The organism is Micromonospora sediminicola (assembly GCF_900089585.1).
Taxonomy (GTDB): domain Bacteria; phylum Actinomycetota; class Actinomycetes; order Mycobacteriales; family Micromonosporaceae; genus Micromonospora; species Micromonospora sediminicola.
In genome coordinates this window covers 655,719-670,983 of the sequence record NZ_FLRH01000004.1, presented here as the reverse complement: position 1 = coordinate 670,983, position 15,265 = coordinate 655,719, and the positions used below count along the sequence as shown (strand labels likewise).

Sequence of the window (15,265 nt, the reverse complement as noted above, 5' to 3'; positions counted from 1 at the left end):
CGCCGACGCTGAGACGATCGGCACGTGGGGACCGAAGCGCCCGAGTGCGTACCCGAACGGCCGGCCCGGGCCCGGCGGCGGGCCTGGGTGCAGTGGGCCCCGCTGGCCCTGCTGACAGTGGCCGTGCTGGCCGGCGTCGCGCTCTGGTTCGCCGGGGCGCCCGGCGCGGCCCGGCTGGTGTGGGCGGCGGTCACCGTGGTCGCCCTGGTGCCGGCCGTCTGGACCACGCTGCGGCAGCTGTGGCGCCGGCAGTTCGGCGTCGACGTCATCGCCGTGCTGGCGCTGCTGGGCGCGTTGCTGGTGCGGGAGTACCTGGCCGGCGCGGTGATCGCCGTGATGGTCGCCACCGGGCAGGCGCTGGAGGAGTACGCCCGGCGCCGGGCCACCCGCGACCTGCGGGCGCTGCTGGAACGCGCGCCCCGGCAGGCCCGCCGCCGCACCGCCGACGGCGGGATCGAGGTGGTCCCGCTGGACGCGGTACGGGCCGGTGACCGCCTGGTGGTCGGCCCCGGCGACGTGGTGCCGGTGGACGGCACCGTGGAGGAGCCCGCCACGCTCGACGAGTCCGTGGTGACCGGCGAGTCGCGGCTGGTCGGTCGGGCGGCGGGCGAGCAGGTGGCCAGCGGCGTGGTCAACGCGGGCGCCGGCTTCGGGCTGCGGGCCCGTCGGAACGCGGCGGAGAGCACGTACGCCGGCATCGTCCGCCTGGCCGGTGAGGCGACCGCCCGCAAGGCTCCGATGGTGCGCCTCGCCGACCGGTACGCGGCGGCGTTCGTTCCGTTCACCCTGCTGCTGGCCGGCGCGGCGTGGCTGCTCTCCGGCGAGTTCGTCCGGGCGGTGGCGGTGCTGGTGGTGGCCACCCCGTGCCCCCTGCTGCTGGCCACCCCGATCGCGGTGGTCTCCGGGCTGTCCCGGGTGGCCCGCCGGGGCGTGCTGGTGCGCGACGGCGGCTCGCTGGAGCAGCTCGGTCGTGCCCGTACCCTGCTGCTGGACAAGACCGGCACGCTGACCGCGGGGCGGCCCCGGGCCGCGGAGACGGTGGTGGCGCCCGGCGGCGACCGGGACGAGGTGCTGCGGCTGGCCGCCTCGGTCGAGCAGCTCTCCCCGCACGTGCTGGCCGCCGCGCTGGTGCGGCAGGCCCGCGAGCGGGGGGTGCCGCTGGCCGAGCCGACCGGGGTGACCGAGGAACCGGGGCGCGGGGTGACCGGGCACGTCGACGGCCGCCTGGTCCGGGTGGGCCAGCTCGCCGGCGAGCCGCCGGAGTGGGCGGACCGGGCTCGGGAGCGGGCCGAGCGGGCCGGCCTGTCCACCGTCTGGGTCAGTGACGAGCACGGTCCGCTCGGCGCGATCCTGCTGGAGGACCCGGTCCGCCCGGACGCCCGGCGGACCGTGCGGCGGCTGCGCGAGGCGGGGCTGAGCCGGCTGGTCATGGTGACCGGCGACCGGCCGCGCACCGCGGCGCAGGTGGCGCAGGTCGTGGGCGTCGACGACGTGATCGCGCGCTGCTCGCCGGGGGAGAAGGCCCAACGGGTACGCGAGGAGTCCGCCCGGGCGGTGACCGTGATGGTCGGCGACGGCGTGAACGACGCCCCGGCGCTGGCCGAGGCGCACGTCGGGGTGGCGATGGGCGCGACCGGGGCCACCGCCTCCGCCGACGTGGCCGACGCGGTGCTCACCGTGGACCGGCTGGACCGGCTCGCCGACGCCGTGGAGATCGCCCGGTACGCCCGCCGCATCGCGGTGCAGAGCGCCACCGTCGGGATGGGGTTGGCCGTGCTGGCCATGCTGGTGGCCGCCGCCGGCCGGTTGCCCCCGGTCGCCGGCGCGTTCCTCCAGGAGGGCATCGACGTGCTGGTGATCCTCAACGCGCTGCGCGCCCTCGGTGGCGGCCTGCGGCGGCGCGAGGTCCCCCCGCACACCCGGGAGCTGCTCGACCGGTACTCCGGCGAGCACGGCGGCGTCCGGGACGTGCTGGCCCGGCTGCGGGACACCGCCGACCTGGTCGCCACCCGCCCGGACGACCCGGGGTGCGTGCCGGCGCTGCGGGACGTGCACCGGCGCCTGGTCGACGAGGTGCTGCCGCACGAGGCGGCGGAGGAACGGCAGCTCTACCCGGCCCTGGCCGGGCCGCTGGGCAGCGACGAGGCGACCTCGACGATGAGCCGCGCGCACGTCGAGATCGCCCGGCTGGTGGAGCGGATCGGCGGGCACCTCGCGGCGTCGCCGGACGGCCGGCTGCGCCGCGAGGAGGTGACCGACCTGCTGGCCGCGCTCTACGGCCTGGACGCGGTGCTGCGCCTGCACCTGGCCCAGGAGGAGGAGGACTACTTCTCCCTCAACCCGTCCGACGGTGAGGCGTCTCCCGACCGCTGACGGTCACCCCGGCGGTGCGGCGTGGTCGTCCCGGCACGCGGCCGTCCGCGCGGAGAGGGCACGCCCCGAGAGCGATATGACTGCTGGTCATATTTATGCCTCACAGTCATATCGCTGAGGACGGCCATCCCCCCGCTCGGGCCGCACGCACGGTGAGGACGGTGCCCACGGGCACCGTCCCGGGTCCGAGCACCGGCGGATCAGGGCTCGCGGACCACCGCCACCGGGCAGTGCGCGTGCTGGATGAGCTGCTGACTGACCGAGCCGAGCAGCATGCCGCGCAGCCCGCCCCGGCCCCGGCTGCCGACCACCACCAGCTGCGCCGACCGGCTCGCCTCCACCAGCAGCGCGGCCGCGCTGCCGGGCACCGCCTCGATCTCCACCGGCACGTCGGGGAAGCTCTCCCGCCACGGGGCCAGCTCCGCCTCGGCGGCGGCCCGTTCGGTCGCGGCGGTCTCCTGCGGGTCGAAGTCCGGCGGCACCCAGCGGTCGCCGGGCGGCTCCCAGGCCCGCAGCACCCGCAGCGGCACGTCGCGCTGGGCGGCCCGCTCGACGGCGAAGCCGAGCGCCCGCAGCGCCGAGGGGGAGCCGTCCGAGCCGACCACCACCGGCCCCGACGTGGCGGCCTGGCCGTCGCGCACCACCACCACCGGGCAGTGGGCGTGCGCGGTCACCGACACCGCGGTGGAGCCGGCGAGCAGCCCGCCGAATCCGCCGTGCCCCCGGCTGCCGAGCACCAGCATCCCCGCCCCGGCGGAGCGTTCCTGGAGCACCAGCGCGGGCGGCCCGTCGAAGACCTCGCCGTGCACGGTGAGGCCGGGCCGCTCGGCGGCGGCGTCCGCCGCCGCCTTGCGGACCAGTTCCTCGACCTGCCGGCGGGCCGTTTCGTCCGGCCAGACCCCGGGGGCCACGCCCGGACCGATCCACCCGGCCACGGTCAACCACTCGAAGACGTACGCCAACCGCACCGGCCGACCGGAGCGGCCCGCCTCGTCCAGCGCCCAGTCCAGCGCCACCGACGCGTCGGTGGACCCGTCGTAGCCGACCAGGATCTCGTCGTCACTCACTCGCTGTACCTGCCTTCGTTCGCGACTGCGGCTCTCGCAAGCTCACTCCTCGCGCTCACCGGTCCGGACAGCGGGATCGGTCTCGCGGATCCAGCGCCACTCGGCGACCCGCGGGTCGTCCTCGCCGTGCTCGCGGGTGTAGTCGCGGCAGGCCTGGCGGGTGTCCACCATCTCCTGGCGCAGGTGCGCGGCGCGCGAACGCAGCCCGGGCACCCGGTCGATGACGTCGATGACCAGGTGGAAGCGGTCCAGGTCGTTGAGCATCACCATGTCGAACGGGGTGGTGGTGGTGCCCTCCTCCTTGTAGCCGCGTACGTGCAGGTTCTCGTGGTTGGTCCGGCGGTAGGTGAGCCGGTGGATCAGCCACGGGTAGCCGTGGTAGGCGAAGATGACCGGCCGTTCGCGGGTGAAGATGGTGTCGAACTCGTTGTCGGGCAGCCCGTGCGGGTGCTCCGACGGCGGTTGCAGGCGCATCAGGTCGACCACGTTGACCACCCGGACCTTCAGGTCGGGCAGGTGGCGGCGCAGCAGGTCGGCCGCCGCGAGGGTCTCCAGCGTGGGCACGTCGCCGGCGCAGGCGAGCACCACGTCCGGCTCGGCGTCGTCGTCGGTGCTGGCCCAGTCCCAGATGCCCAGGCCCCGGCGGCAGTGCTGCACCGCCTCGTCCATGGTGAGCCAGTTCGGTGCCGGCTGCTTCCCGGCCACCACCACGTTGATGTAGTGCCGGCTGCGCAGGCAGTGGTCCATGGTGGAGAGCAGCGTGTTGGCGTCCGGCGGCAGGTAGACCCGGACCACCTCGGCCTTCTTGTTGACCACGTGGTCGATGAAGCCCGGGTCCTGGTGCGAGAAGCCGTTGTGGTCCTGCCGCCAGACGTGGCTGGAGAGCAGGTAGTTCAGCGATGCGATCGGCTCCCGCCAGGGGATGTGCCGGGTCACCTTGAGCCACTTGGCGTGCTGGTTGACCATCGAGTCGACGATGTGGATGAACGCCTCGTAGCTGGTGAACAGACCGTGCCGGCCGGTCAGCAGGTAGCCCTCCAGCCAACCCTCGCAGAGGTGCTCGGAGAGCACCTCCATCACCCGGCCGTCGGGGGAGAGGTGGTCGTCGGACGGCAGCCGCCGGCCGACGAACGCGCGGTCGGTGACCTCGAACGCGGCGCCGAGCCGGTTCGAGGCGACCTCGTCCGGGCCGAACAGGCGGAAGGTCTGCGGGTTGCGGACGATCACGTCGCGAACCCACGGGCCGAGCGCGCCGGCCGCCCCGGCCACCGTGCCGCCGGGCTCCTCGACCTCGACCGCGTAGTCCCGGAAGTCGGGCAGGTCCAGGTCGCGCAGCAGCTTGCCGCCGTTGGCCACCGGATTGGCGCTCATCCGCCGGTCACCGGTCGGGGGCAGCGCGGCCAGCTCGGCGACCGGGCCGCCGGTGGCGTCGAACAGCTCCTCCGGCCGGTAGCTGCGCAGCCAGCGCTCCAGCTCGGCCAGGTGCGCCGGGTTGTCGCGCACCTCCGCGATCGGCACCTGGTGGGCGCGGAACGTGCCCTCGACCTGCTTGCCGTCGACGTCCGTCGGGCCGGTCCAGCCCTTCGGCGTCCGCAGCACGATCATCGGCCAGCGGGGACGCTCGACCTCGCCGCCGGAGCGGGCCCGGCGCTGGATCTTGGCGATCTCGTCGACCGCCCGGTCCAGTGTCGCGGCGAGCAACTGGTGCACCGCCACCGGGTCGTCGCCCTCCACCACGTACGGCTGGTGGCCGTAGCCGCGCATCAGGTCGAGCAGGTCGTCGGTGGGGATCCGGTCCAGCACCGTCGGGTTGGCGATCTTGTAGCCGTTGAGGTGCAGGATCGGCAGCACCGCCCCGTCCCGGGCCGGGTTGAGGAACACGGTGGACAGCCAGCTGCCGGCGAGCGGGCCGGTCTCCGCCTCGCCGTCGCCGATCACGCAGGCGACCAGCAGGTCCGGGTTGTCGAACGCGGCGCCGTAGGCGTGGCTCAGCGCGTATCCCAGCTCGCCGCCCTCGTGGATCGAACCCGGCACCTCCGGCGCCACGTGGCTGGGGATGCCGCCGGGGAACGAGAACTGCCGGAACAGCCGCTGCATGCCGGCCTCGTCCCGGGGGATGTGGTGGTACAGCTCGCTGTAGGTGCCCTCCAGCCAGGTGTTGGCGACCAGCGCCGGGCCGCCGTGGCCGGGGCCGGTGACGAAGATGGCGGACAGGTCCCGGTCGACGATGACCCGGTTGAGGTGCGTGTAGAGCAGGTTGAGACCGGGGCTGGTGCCCCAGTGGCCCAGCAGGCGCGGCTTGATGTGCTCGGGCTTGAGCGGCTCGCGGAGCAGCGGGTTGTCGAGCAGGTAGATCTGCCCGACGGTGAGGTAGTTGGCCGCCCGCCAGTAGGCGTCGAGCCGGCGCAGCTCGTCTTCGGTCAGGGGGCTGTGCAGGTCGAGAGCGGTGTCCATGCTGCGTTAGCCTCTCGTGGCTCGGGGTCGTCTGCCACTCGGGGACGGGATCGTCGTCCCCGGCGGATCCAGCCTGGCCCTCCGCCGGGGTGGACGGTCAGGGCCGTTGGTCCCGCCTCGCGCGGGCGTCATGGCCCGTCCCCGGCGTCGTCACCGACGCCCCGTACGACGATCAGCGGGGCCGGCGAGTGGTAGAGCAGGGCCTGGCTGACCGCGCCCAGTGTGGACCGTACCGGCCCGTCGCCGCGCGCGCCGACCAGCGCGAGCTGCGCCGACCGGGACCGGTCGAGCAGGACCTCGCCCGGATCGCCGCGGACGGTCTGGCAGGCGGCGGCCACCCGGGGGTGCCGTACGGCGTGCCGGTTGACCGCCTCCTCCAGCAGGCCGTCGTCGCCGTCGTGCCGGTCCGTCTCGACCACCCGCACGGCGAGCAGCCGGGCCCCCCGGCGTTCGGCGCAGTCGAAGGCGTAGCGGAGCGTGGCCCGCGAGCCGGGGGAGCCGTCGTAGCCGACCAGCAGCGGCCCGGGCGGCGCCGCCCCGGTGCGCCCGACCAGCACCGGGCAGCCGGCCCGGGAGGCCAGTTCCACCGCCGGGGCGTCGGCCGGGACGCAGGTGGGGCAGCTGGCCATGCCGCCGTCACCGAGCGCCACCAGGAACGCGGCGTCGGCGGCCCGCAGCAGCGCCTCGACCGGCGAGCCCTCGACGATCTCGCCGCTGACCGGCACGTCCGGCGCGGCGTCCGCGGCCACCTGCCCGGCCTTCTCCAGCAGGTTCTCCGCGTCGACGCGGGTGCCGCCGGCCGGCGCCGGTCCAGGGGACGCGGCCCAGTTGAACGCGTGCACGAGGTGCAGCGGCCGGCCGTGGGCCGCGGCCTCGCCGGCGGCCGTCCGGACCACCGTCAGGTCCTCCGCCGACCGGCCGACGCCGACCACCACCGCGCCGTGGCTCGGTGCGGCCATCCCGGCTCACCTCCCGACCGCGCTTTTCACCCACCGTAGTCGCGGGGCCGGGTCGGCCGGACCGGGTCAGCGGAACTGGAGCCGGTTGACCGCGTCGAAGAGCCGGGCGCCGAGCAGCCGGCGGGTGTGCACCATCGCCCACGCGGCGGCGGTGACCAGGTAGCGGGTGCGCGGGCGGCGGGCGACGACGGACCGCTCGATCACCCGGGCCACCGCCTCCGGCGGCGCGGCGAGCAGCGGGTTGCGGTAGGACTTCGCCATCGCCGCGTCCACCGCGGCGACCATCCGACCGTACGGGCCGGTCGGGTCGGCGCCGGCGCCGAGCGAGGACGCGGCCACCGCGCCGAAGCCGGTGCGGATCAGACCCGGCTCGATGATCGCCACGTCCACGCCGAACGGGCGCACCTCCTGCCGCAGGGCGTCGGAGAGCGCCTCCACCGCGTACTTGCTGGCGTGGTAGTAGCCGCCGCCGGGGAAGACCAGCCGGCCGCCCATGGAGCTGACGTTGACGATCCGGCCCCGGCCGGCCCGGCGCATGCCGGGCAGCACGAGCTGGGTGAGCCGGGCGAGCCCGAAGACGTTGGTCTCGAACTGGGCGCGCACCCGGTCCATCGGGGTCTCCTCGACCGGGCCGTACTCGCCGTAGCCGGCGTTGTTGATCAGCACGTCGACCTGGCCGTGCGCGGCCTCCACCGCGGCCACGGCGGCGCGCATGGAGGCCTCGTCGGTGACGTCGAGGGGGAGGAGCCGGGCGCCGGCGTCGGCCAGGTCGGCGATCGCGTCGACCTTGCGCGCGGTCGCGTACACGGTGAGGTCGGGGCGGCGGGCGAGCCGGCGGACGGTGGCCCGGCCGATGCCGGAGGAGGTGCCGGTGATCAGGACGGCGGTCATCTGTGGTCTCCCTGAGGTCGGGGCAGGCCCGCGACGACCAGCGCGACGCCGTCGCGCAGCCGCCGTCGGGGCAGGTCGGGGTCGGTGAGGTCGGCCTCCAGGCCGCGGGTGAGCGCGACGAGCACGTCGGCCACCGCGCGGGCCCGCGGCCCGGCGGCGTCCGCCAGCGTGGCGGTCACCAGGTCGGTCAGCTCGGTGGTGTACGCGTCGACGAGGTCGCCGGTGAGCTTGCCGCTGGCGTCGAGCAGCTCGGTGGCGTGCCGGCTCTCCCGGTGCAGCGTGAGGGTGAGTTCCAGCTTGGCGGCGAGCACGTCGTGCACCCGCCCGGCCAGGTCCCCGCCGGGCGCGTCGGCCACCCGCCGGGCCCGGTCGAGCGAGTCGGCGAAGAGCCGCTCGGCCAGCCGCCGGTAGGCGTCGTCCTTGTTGCGCACGTACTGGTAGACCGCCGGCCGGGACATCCCGGCGGCCGCCGCGATGTCGTCCATGGTGGTGCGCCGCATCCCGTGCCGGGTGAAGCACTCGTACGCGGCGGTCAGGATCGTCTCCAGCCGGTCGTTCGACATGCTCACAAGTCTTGCACAGAATGTCAGGCCGTCACACGTGTCCCCGGTCACGCGGGGGTGCGGAGGCTCAGCGCGGCGCGGGCAGGGCGGGGTGGACGCGCAGCACCACGGCGGTGGCGTTGTCGTCGCCACCCGCGTCGAGGGTGGCGGCGAGCAGGGCGCGCACGGTCCGCGCCGGGTCCCGGCGGGCGGCGAGCAGGTCGCGCAGCCGGTGGTAGCCGAGCTGGTCGCTCACCCCGTCGGTGCAGAGCAACCAGGTGTCCCCCCGCCGCAGCGGCACGGCGAGCAGGTCCGGCTCCGGCCGGTCCGGGTGACCGACGTAGCGCAGAAGCTGGTAGCGGGCCCGCGCCGCCTCGGGGGAGTCCGCCGGCCACCACCCGTGCAGCAGGCCCAGCCAGGCCATCGTGTGGTCCACCGTGACCAGCTCCAGCAGCCCGTCGCGCAGCCGGTACGCCCGGGAGTCGCCGAGCTGCGCCAGCCAGCCCTGGTCGCCGTCCGGCTCGACCACCAGCGCGGTGAGCGTGCACCCGGTCAGCCCGGGTTGACCGGCCCCGGCCCGGCGTACCTGCCGCTGGGTCTCGGCGACGGCGGCGCGCAGCCCGGCGGCGTCGACGGCGGGCCACCCGGCGCGGACCTGGGCCACGAACGTCTCCGCCGCGGTCGTGCCGGCCACCCGGCTGCCCTCGCCCTCGCCCATGCCGTCGCAGACCACGGCCAGCGGCAGCTCCGGGTCGAGGTGCAGCACGTCGTAGTTCTCCGGGTAGCGGTGCCCGACCACGCTGCCCCCGGCGATCTCCAGGGTGAGCCGTCCGGCGGTGAGCCGGCGGGCGGCCTCGACCGGCCGGTCCAGTGGGCGGCGGCGGAACACCAGCGGACGGTAGCACCGGCCCGGGTCACGGATCGGCAGGTCGCGGCCGTGTCATCTGTCAACCGGGGTTGACGGGCGGCCGGTTGTCAACCTACATTGACAGCATGAGTCAGGCGACGGAACTCGCGGCGGCAGCCGGCAGCACCGACCCCAAGGTCGGTCTGCGGGCCGTGCTCGCCCTGCGCCGGCTGCTCGAGCGGCTCGAGGTGGTCCAGGTCGACAACGCCCGGCGACAGGGCTGGTCCTGGCAGGAGATCGCCGACGCCCTCGAGGTCAGCCGGCAGGCGGTCCACAAGAAGCACGCCGGTCGACCGGCGGTGCCCGGAAGCTGGGAGGCGTGATGTTCGAACGATTCACCGACCGGGCCCGCGCGGTCGTGCACCACGCGGTCGACGAGGCCCGGACCGAGGGCCGGCGCCCCGTCGGCACCGAGCACCTGCTGCTCGGGGTGTTGGCCGACCGCGACAACCTGGCGGTCCGGTTGCTCGCCGCCGCCGGCGTCACGGCCGACGACCTGCGCGCGGCCGTGGCCCGCCACGCGGCGCAGGGCGTCGACGGCCTCGGCGCGGCGGACGCGGCGGCGCTGCGCGAGATCGGCATCGACCTCGCCGCGATCGTGGCCCGGATCGAGGAGTCCTTCGGGCCCGACGCGCTGCGTGAGGCGGCCCCGCGCCCGCGCCGCTGGTGGCGGCGCCGGCCCCACGTCGGCACGTTCTCGCCCCGGGCGAAGAAGGTGCTGGAGCTGTCGTTGCGCGAGGCGCTGCGACTGCGCCACCGGCACATCGGCACCGAGCACATCCTGCTCGGCCTGCTCCGGGAGGGCGACGGACTGGCCGCGCTGACCCTGACCGAGGCCGGGGTCGACCTCGACGACCTGCGGCGACGGGTCGAGGCGGCGCTGCGCGAGGCGGCCTGAGGCCGGGCCGGATCCCAAACCTGTTTGCGGTCCTCGCAACGTCCGCCTCCGCCGGCTCGCCGCCGCGCCCCGCGTCCTGCACACTGACGCCGTGGACGGTGCAGACGACAAGCGCCCGGTGACCGCGGAGAACCGCACCCCGCGCTCGGCCGTGGTGGTCAACCCGGTGAAGGTGGCCGACCTGGACGAGTTCCGGCGGATCGTGGACGGCGCGCTCGACGCCGCCGGCTGGCCGGCGCCGACCTGGTACGAGACCACGGTCGAGGACCCGGGCCGGGGCCAGGCGGAGGAGGCGGTCAAGGCCGGGGCGGAGGTCGTCTTCGCCTGCGGCGGCGACGGCACCGTGATGGCCTGCGTGACCGCGCTCGCCGGCACCGACGTGGCGCTGGCCGTGCTGCCCCAGGGCACCGGCAACCTGCTCGCCGCCAACCTCGGGCTCTCCAACGACCTGGGCGCCGGGCTGGAGGTCGCCGTCGAGCGCGGGATGCGCCGCCTCGACGTCGGCGTGGTCGGCGACCAGTGCTTCGCGGTGATGGCCGGGATGGGCTTCGACGCCCAGATGCTCGACTCCACCTCCGAGACCACCAAGAAGCGGATCGGCTGGCCGGCCTACCTGGTCGGCGCCGCCCGACACCTGCGGGACCGGCCGATGCGGGTCTCCGTGCGCATCGACGGCCGCCCGCCGCTGCGCCGCCGGGCCCGCTCGGTCCTGGTCGCCAACGTCGGCCGCCTCCAGGGCGGCGTACGCCTGCTCACCGACGCCGAGCCGGACGACGGCTGGCTCGACGTGGCGGTGCTGACGCCGCGCACGCTCGGCCACTGGCTCGCCATGGGCTGGGCGCTGGTGCGCCGGCGGGGCAGCGTGCCCCGGATGGAGGTGTTCCGGGCCCGCACCGTCGAGATCGCCAGCAACCGTCCGCAGCCCCGGCAGCTCGACGGCGACCTGATCGAGCCGGGCCGTTCGCTGACGGCCACCATCCGGCCCGAGTCGCTCTGGCTCTGCGTGCCGCGCCCGGCGGACGACCCCGACCTGGCGGTGGACGCCGACGCGGCCGCGGAGCGCGGTGAGCAGCTGATCGAGGAGGCGCGCCGTGAGTAGCACCAAGCTCGTCCCCGAGACCCGGTTGATGACCGAGAACGAACTCTCCGCCGACGACGCCTGGCACACGCTGCGCCGGCACGGCGGCTGGTGCCTGCTGCGCGACGCCTTCATCCGGTTTCGCTACGGCGACGGCTTCAGCCACTCCCGCGCCCTGGGCCTGCAACTGTGTCTGGCCGTGGTGCCGTTCCTGATCGCGCTCACCGGCCTGATCACCGACCTGGGCGCGGACGAGGGCGGCAAGGTCGTCGCGGACACGGTCCTGGCGATCACGCCCGGCCAGAGCGAGTCGATGGTGCAGGAGCTGCTCTCCGACACCGACCGCACCGAGGACGCCGGCGAGCTGGCGCTGACGCTCGGTCTGATCACCGGGCTGGTCGCGTTGACCACCACCATGGCGCAGATCGAGCGCGGCGCGAACCGGATCTACGGCGTCGAGCGGGACCGCCCGGCCCTCCCCAAGTACGTGCGCGCCACGGTGCTCGCACTGCTCGCCGGCGTACCCGCGCTGTTCGGCTTCCTGATCCTGGTCGGCGGCGGTGCGTTGGGCGACTCCGTGCGCCGCCACTACGAGTGGGGCGACGTCGCCACCGTGGTGTGGGACGTGGTCCGGTGGCCGCTCAGCCTCGGCCTGACCGTGCTCGCCGTGGCGGTGCTGTTCCGGCACGCGCCCCGGCGCAAGCAGCCCGGCCTGTCCTGGCTCCTCTTCGGTGCCGGCATCGCCATCGCGCTGTGGTGGCTGGCCAGCCTGCTCCTCGCCGCCTACGTGAAGTACAGCGGCGGATTCGGCCAGACCTACGGTGCGTTGACCGGCATGATGGCTCTGCTGCTCTGGGCCAACCTCACCGGGATGGCGCTGTTCGGCGGGCTGGCCTTCGCCGCCCAGCTGGAGGCGATGCGGATCGGGGTCGAGGAGCCGGCCCAGCCGGACCTGTGGGAGCCGGAGGCGCAGCGTGAGGAGCTGCTCGACACCGGTGAGATGACCGCGCTCTGACGCCGCGCCGGTGCGGCGTGTACGAGACACGCGGATCGGGTACAGCGCGCCTCGCAGAAGAACGAGGGAGGTGCGGTGTGACCGCGGTCAAGGAAACCGGGCGCCGGCCGCTCGGCCACTTCGCCGAGCGGAGCCTGGTGGGCCTGCTCGCGGTGGCCGGCGCGGGAGTCGCATTCGGTGTGCTGCTCATGCTCGTCCGGTTCCGCTGGAGCCCGCTCCAGCAGGGCGACCACGAGGCGGCCGAGTGGTTCAACAACCTGGTGGCGCAGCACGGCCCGCTGGTCACCGTGCTCCAGGCGATCACCGACCTGGGCGGCCGGCCGGTGCTCATCTGGCTGATCACCATCGCCGTGGTGGGCCTGCTGATCCGTCGCCAGTCACGGCTGGCGGTCTACCTGATCGTCACCGGCGTGGGCGGCCTGATCCTCGACCCGTCGCTCAAGGCGCTGGTCGGGCGGCTGCGCCCGGTGGTGGACGTGCCGGTGGCCAGCGCCCCCGGCAACAGCTTCCCCAGCGGTCACGCGCTCGGCTCGTTCGTCGCGTACGGCGCGCTGCTGCTGGTGTTCCTGCCGGCCATGTCGCCGCGGTGGCGCAAGCCGGCCATCGCCATCGCCGCCGTGCTGATCTTCCTGGTCGGGCTGACCCGGATCGCGCTGGGCGTGCACTTCGTCTCGGACGTGCTCGGCGGCTGGCTGCTCGGCGCGGCCTGGCTGGGCGTCACCGCGTACGCGTTCCGGCTCTGGCGGCGCGAGCGCGGCCGGCCGGTCCCGCCGCTGACCGAGGGCCTGGAGCCGGAGGCCGGCGAGGAGATCGCGCCCGCCCCGGCCGAGGAGAAGGTGCTGGAGCACCCCCGCTCGGCGGTGGCCGAGCTGCTGGTCGGCTGGGTGATCGTCTTCGGCGCGCTGTACGCGTTCGGGATGTACGTCAGCTACCACGCCAAGGGCACCTTCTTCGCCACCCTCGACACCGAGGTGCCGCGCTGGTTCGCCGCCCGGCACACCGATGCGCTCACCGGGCTGAGCTGGTGGTGGAGCAAGTTCGGCGACACCCACGCCATCCTGCTGGTCTCGCTGGTGTTCTGCCCGATCGTGCTGGCCGTGTGGCGGCGCTGGCGACCGGTGCTCTTCGTGGTGCTGGCGATGTTCGGCGAGCTGAGCCTCTTCCTGGCCACCGCCCGGGTGGTCGAGCGCCCGCGCCCACCGGTGGAGAACCTGGACGGTCAGATGCCCACCTCGTCGTTCCCGTCCGGGCACATCGCGGCGACCATCTGTCTGTGGGCCGCCATGGCGATCATCGTGTTCCCGCGCACCGACCGGTGGTGGCGGTGGCTGTTCGTAGCGATGGCCGTGATCATGCCGGTCGGGGTGGCCACCTCCCGGATGTACCGGGGGATGCACCACCCGACGGACTTCATGGGCGCGATCCTGCTCGGCACGCTCTGGCTGTCGCTGCTCTACTGGGTGATCCGGCCGAACGCCGACGTGCACGAGGGCAACCGGCCGGCGATCGAGTCCGAGCAGGTGGACGAGCTGGACGACGAGCTGGCCAAGGCCAGCCGGCCGGACTGACCCGATGCTGCGGGTGATGACCTGGAACATCCGGACCGGTGGTCGGGACCGCGACGGCACCGACCGCCGGGACCGGATCGTCTCGGTCGTCACCGCGCAACGCCCGGACGTGCTGGCGTTGCAGGAGCTGCGCGGCATGGACGCCAGACTGGGCGGCCTGGCCGACCGGCTCGGGATGGAGGCGCACCTGGCCCGGTCCTGCTTCGGCCAGCCGGTGGCGGTGCTGGTCCGCCCGCCCCTGCGGGTGCTGCGCGCCGGGCGGGTCCGACGCCCGTTCCACCACGCCGCCGCCCGGGTCCAGATCGCCACCGGCGCGGGACCGCTGACCGTGTTCAGCACCCACCTGAACCCGTACTCGGGTGGGCGACGACGGATGGAGGCGGACTGGCTCGCCGCCGCGCTCCGGCGTACCGGGGGAGCGCTGGCCCTGCTGGCCGGTGACCTGAACACGTTGGAGCCCACCGCCGACCACACCGCACGGCTGGCCGGGCTCGCCACCCCGTACCGGCGGCGGCACCTGCGCCGCGACGGCCGGACGGTCGACACCCGGGCGGTGGGCCGGCTGCTCGACGGCGGTCTGGTCGACCTCTGGCCGCGATCCGGCGGCGACGAGCCGGGCGGGTGGACCGTGCCGACGCGCCACGGCGGCGCGGAGTTCGCCGGGATGCGGTTGGACTACCTGCTCGCCACGCCGGCGCTGGCCGGGCGCGTGCACGCGGTGCGGGTGGTGCGCGGCGGGGACGCCGACGCCGCCTCCGACCACTACCCGGTGGTGGTCGAGCTGGACCTCGACTCCTAGGCCAGGTCGGACCCGACGATCGCCACGAAGATCAGGATGACCAGCTCGCTGATGATCCAGGAGTGGGCGTCGGACCAGTCGCGGACCTTCGGCAGCATCCGTTCGGCGCGGCCGCCGAGCAGCACCAGCGCCAGCAGCGGCAGCGCCAGCAGCAGCACGGTCAGCACCAGGAACGGCAGCAGGTGCCACCACGGCCTGTCGTGCCCGGCCAGGCTGCCCGCTACCGAGGCCATGGTGACCTCGTCGCTGGGCATGGCGAGGAAGAGCACCACGCCCAGGCCGAACGCGAACGCGGGCTTCGGGTCCTCCAGCCTGCGCATCCAGCCGGGTGGCTGGTTCCGTTTCCGCCTGAGGAACGTGATCACCATGAGGACGAGCAGCAGCGCCAGCACGATCCAGTCGATGAGGTGCCGGCTGCCGTTGTCCCTGGTCCCGTTGCCGGCGCTGTGCCGCACCAGCCGGAACACGCCGTACCAGACGGTCAGCGCGACCAGCATGCCCAGCGTGGCGCCCGCCAGGTAGGCCACCGAGCTGCGGCGTGGGTCGCGGCTGGCGGCCAGGAAGATCGCGCTCACCACCTGCGGCCCGGCGACCATCACGAAGGCCAGCGGCAGCACGCTCAGCAGGTTCATGACCACATTCTGTGGCCGCCGCCGGAGCGGTGCGGGAGCTTCTACAGGACCAGGTTGAGCAGGACGGTGAGCACCACCGACG

The 15,265-nt window shown here is 74.6% G+C and carries 13 protein-coding genes and 2 pseudogenes; 8 read left to right on the top strand and 7 right to left on the bottom strand.

All coding sequences use genetic code 11. From position 1 onward, the window contains the following. Window positions 1–24 precede the first annotated feature (24 nt). On the top strand, window positions 25–2,373 hold the full coding sequence (locus tag GA0070622_RS24600; protein ID WP_091579182.1) for a heavy metal translocating P-type ATPase: 2,349 nt from the start codon (window positions 25–27) through the stop codon (window positions 2,371–2,373). Between the two features lie 200 nt (window positions 2,374–2,573). On the opposite strand, the gene GA0070622_RS24595 is transcribed toward GA0070622_RS24600, so the two are convergent. The 6 genes from GA0070622_RS24595 to GA0070622_RS24570 form a co-directional block, all read right to left on the bottom strand. Beyond that, window positions 2,574–3,440: a universal stress protein gene (locus tag GA0070622_RS24595; RefSeq protein ID WP_091579179.1), complete on the bottom strand. Its 867-nt coding sequence runs from the start codon at window positions 3,438–3,440 to the stop codon at window positions 2,574–2,576. Window positions 3,441–3,482: 42 nt separating this feature from the next. Then, complete coding sequence (locus GA0070622_RS24590; RefSeq protein WP_091579176.1) at window positions 3,483–5,894, bottom strand: phosphoketolase family protein; 2,412 nt, start codon at window positions 5,892–5,894, stop codon at window positions 3,483–3,485. 128 nt (window positions 5,895–6,022) lie between these two features. Next, window positions 6,023–6,853 carry a universal stress protein gene (locus GA0070622_RS24585; protein WP_091579174.1) on the bottom strand — a complete coding sequence of 277 codons (831 nt, stop codon included), beginning with the start codon at window positions 6,851–6,853 and terminating at the stop codon, window positions 6,023–6,025. Between the two features lie 66 nt (window positions 6,854–6,919). Beyond that, a complete protein-coding gene (locus GA0070622_RS24580; protein WP_091579171.1) occupies window positions 6,920–7,744 on the bottom strand; it encodes an oxidoreductase in 825 nt (274 codons plus the stop codon). Next, window positions 7,741–8,307, bottom strand: coding sequence for a TetR/AcrR family transcriptional regulator (locus tag GA0070622_RS24575; protein ID WP_091579168.1), 567 nt, complete (start codon window positions 8,305–8,307; stop codon window positions 7,741–7,743). Before GA0070622_RS24575 ends, GA0070622_RS24580 begins: the two co-directional genes overlap by 4 nt. Before the next feature lie 67 nt (window positions 8,308–8,374). After that, on the bottom strand, window positions 8,375–9,175 hold the full coding sequence (locus GA0070622_RS24570) for a PP2C family protein-serine/threonine phosphatase (RefSeq protein ID WP_091579165.1): 801 nt from the start codon (window positions 9,173–9,175) through the stop codon (window positions 8,375–8,377). A 104-nt stretch (window positions 9,176–9,279) separates the two neighbouring features. Here GA0070622_RS24570 and GA0070622_RS24565 point away from each other — a divergent pair, with 104 nt between their 5' ends. The 7 genes and pseudogenes from GA0070622_RS24565 (at window position 9,280) to GA0070622_RS24540 (ending at window position 14,551) form a co-directional block, all read left to right on the top strand. Further along, complete coding sequence (locus tag GA0070622_RS24565; protein ID WP_073836364.1) at window positions 9,280–9,516, top strand: HTH domain-containing protein; 237 nt, start codon at window positions 9,280–9,282, stop codon at window positions 9,514–9,516. Continuing rightward, window positions 9,516–9,716: pseudogene (locus GA0070622_RS33750) on the top strand (Clp protease N-terminal domain-containing protein); the annotation flags it as partial. The gene GA0070622_RS24565 and the pseudogene GA0070622_RS33750, both read left to right, overlap by 1 nt. A gap of 171 nt (window positions 9,717–9,887) precedes the next feature. Continuing rightward, a pseudogene (locus tag GA0070622_RS33745) lies at window positions 9,888–10,091 on the top strand (Clp protease N-terminal domain-containing protein); the annotation flags it as partial. A 91-nt stretch (window positions 10,092–10,182) separates the two neighbouring features. Continuing rightward, window positions 10,183–11,190 carry a diacylglycerol/lipid kinase family protein gene (locus GA0070622_RS24555; protein ID WP_091579161.1) on the top strand — a complete coding sequence of 336 codons (1,008 nt, stop codon included), beginning with the start codon at window positions 10,183–10,185 and terminating at the stop codon, window positions 11,188–11,190. Next, window positions 11,183–12,184 (top strand): YihY/virulence factor BrkB family protein, encoded by a 1,002-nt coding sequence (locus GA0070622_RS24550; RefSeq protein WP_091579159.1) that lies wholly within the window; start codon window positions 11,183–11,185, stop codon window positions 12,182–12,184. Before GA0070622_RS24555 ends, GA0070622_RS24550 begins: the two co-directional genes overlap by 8 nt. 77 nt (window positions 12,185–12,261) lie before the next feature. Then, window positions 12,262–13,752: a phosphatase PAP2 family protein gene (locus GA0070622_RS24545; RefSeq protein ID WP_091579157.1), complete on the top strand. Its 1,491-nt coding sequence runs from the start codon at window positions 12,262–12,264 to the stop codon at window positions 13,750–13,752. Between the two features lie 4 nt (window positions 13,753–13,756). Next, window positions 13,757–14,551, top strand: a complete 795-nt coding sequence (locus tag GA0070622_RS24540; RefSeq protein ID WP_091579154.1) for an endonuclease/exonuclease/phosphatase family protein — start codon at window positions 13,757–13,759, stop codon at window positions 14,549–14,551. Here GA0070622_RS24540 and GA0070622_RS24535 read toward each other — a convergent pair. After that, window positions 14,548–15,183: a GAP family protein gene (locus tag GA0070622_RS24535; RefSeq protein ID WP_091579152.1), complete on the bottom strand. Its 636-nt coding sequence runs from the start codon at window positions 15,181–15,183 to the stop codon at window positions 14,548–14,550. The genes GA0070622_RS24540 and GA0070622_RS24535 overlap by 4 nt on opposite strands. Window positions 15,184–15,265: the final 82 nt, after the last annotated feature.

What these genes read in the sequence shown, in the direction of transcription:
- GA0070622_RS24590 (WP_091579176.1), bottom strand. Translation starts at nt 5,894, where the DNA reads ATGGACACCGCTCTCGACCTGCACAGCCCCCTGACCGAAGACGAGCTG.
- GA0070622_RS24585 (WP_091579174.1), bottom strand. Translation starts at nt 6,853, where the DNA reads ATGGCCGCACCGAGCCACGGCGCGGTGGTGGTCGGCGTCGGCCGGTCG.
- GA0070622_RS24580 (WP_091579171.1), bottom strand. Translation starts at nt 7,744, where the DNA reads ATGACCGCCGTCCTGATCACCGGCACCTCCTCCGGCATCGGCCGGGCC.
- GA0070622_RS24575 (WP_091579168.1), bottom strand. Translation starts at nt 8,307, where the DNA reads ATGTCGAACGACCGGCTGGAGACGATCCTGACCGCCGCGTACGAGTGC.
- GA0070622_RS24565 (WP_073836364.1), top strand. Translation starts at nt 9,280, where the DNA reads ATGAGTCAGGCGACGGAACTCGCGGCGGCAGCCGGCAGCACCGACCCC.
- GA0070622_RS24540 (WP_091579154.1), top strand. Translation starts at nt 13,757, where the DNA reads ATGCTGCGGGTGATGACCTGGAACATCCGGACCGGTGGTCGGGACCGC.
- GA0070622_RS24535 (WP_091579152.1), bottom strand. Translation starts at nt 15,183, where the DNA reads ATGAACCTGCTGAGCGTGCTGCCGCTGGCCTTCGTGATGGTCGCCGGG.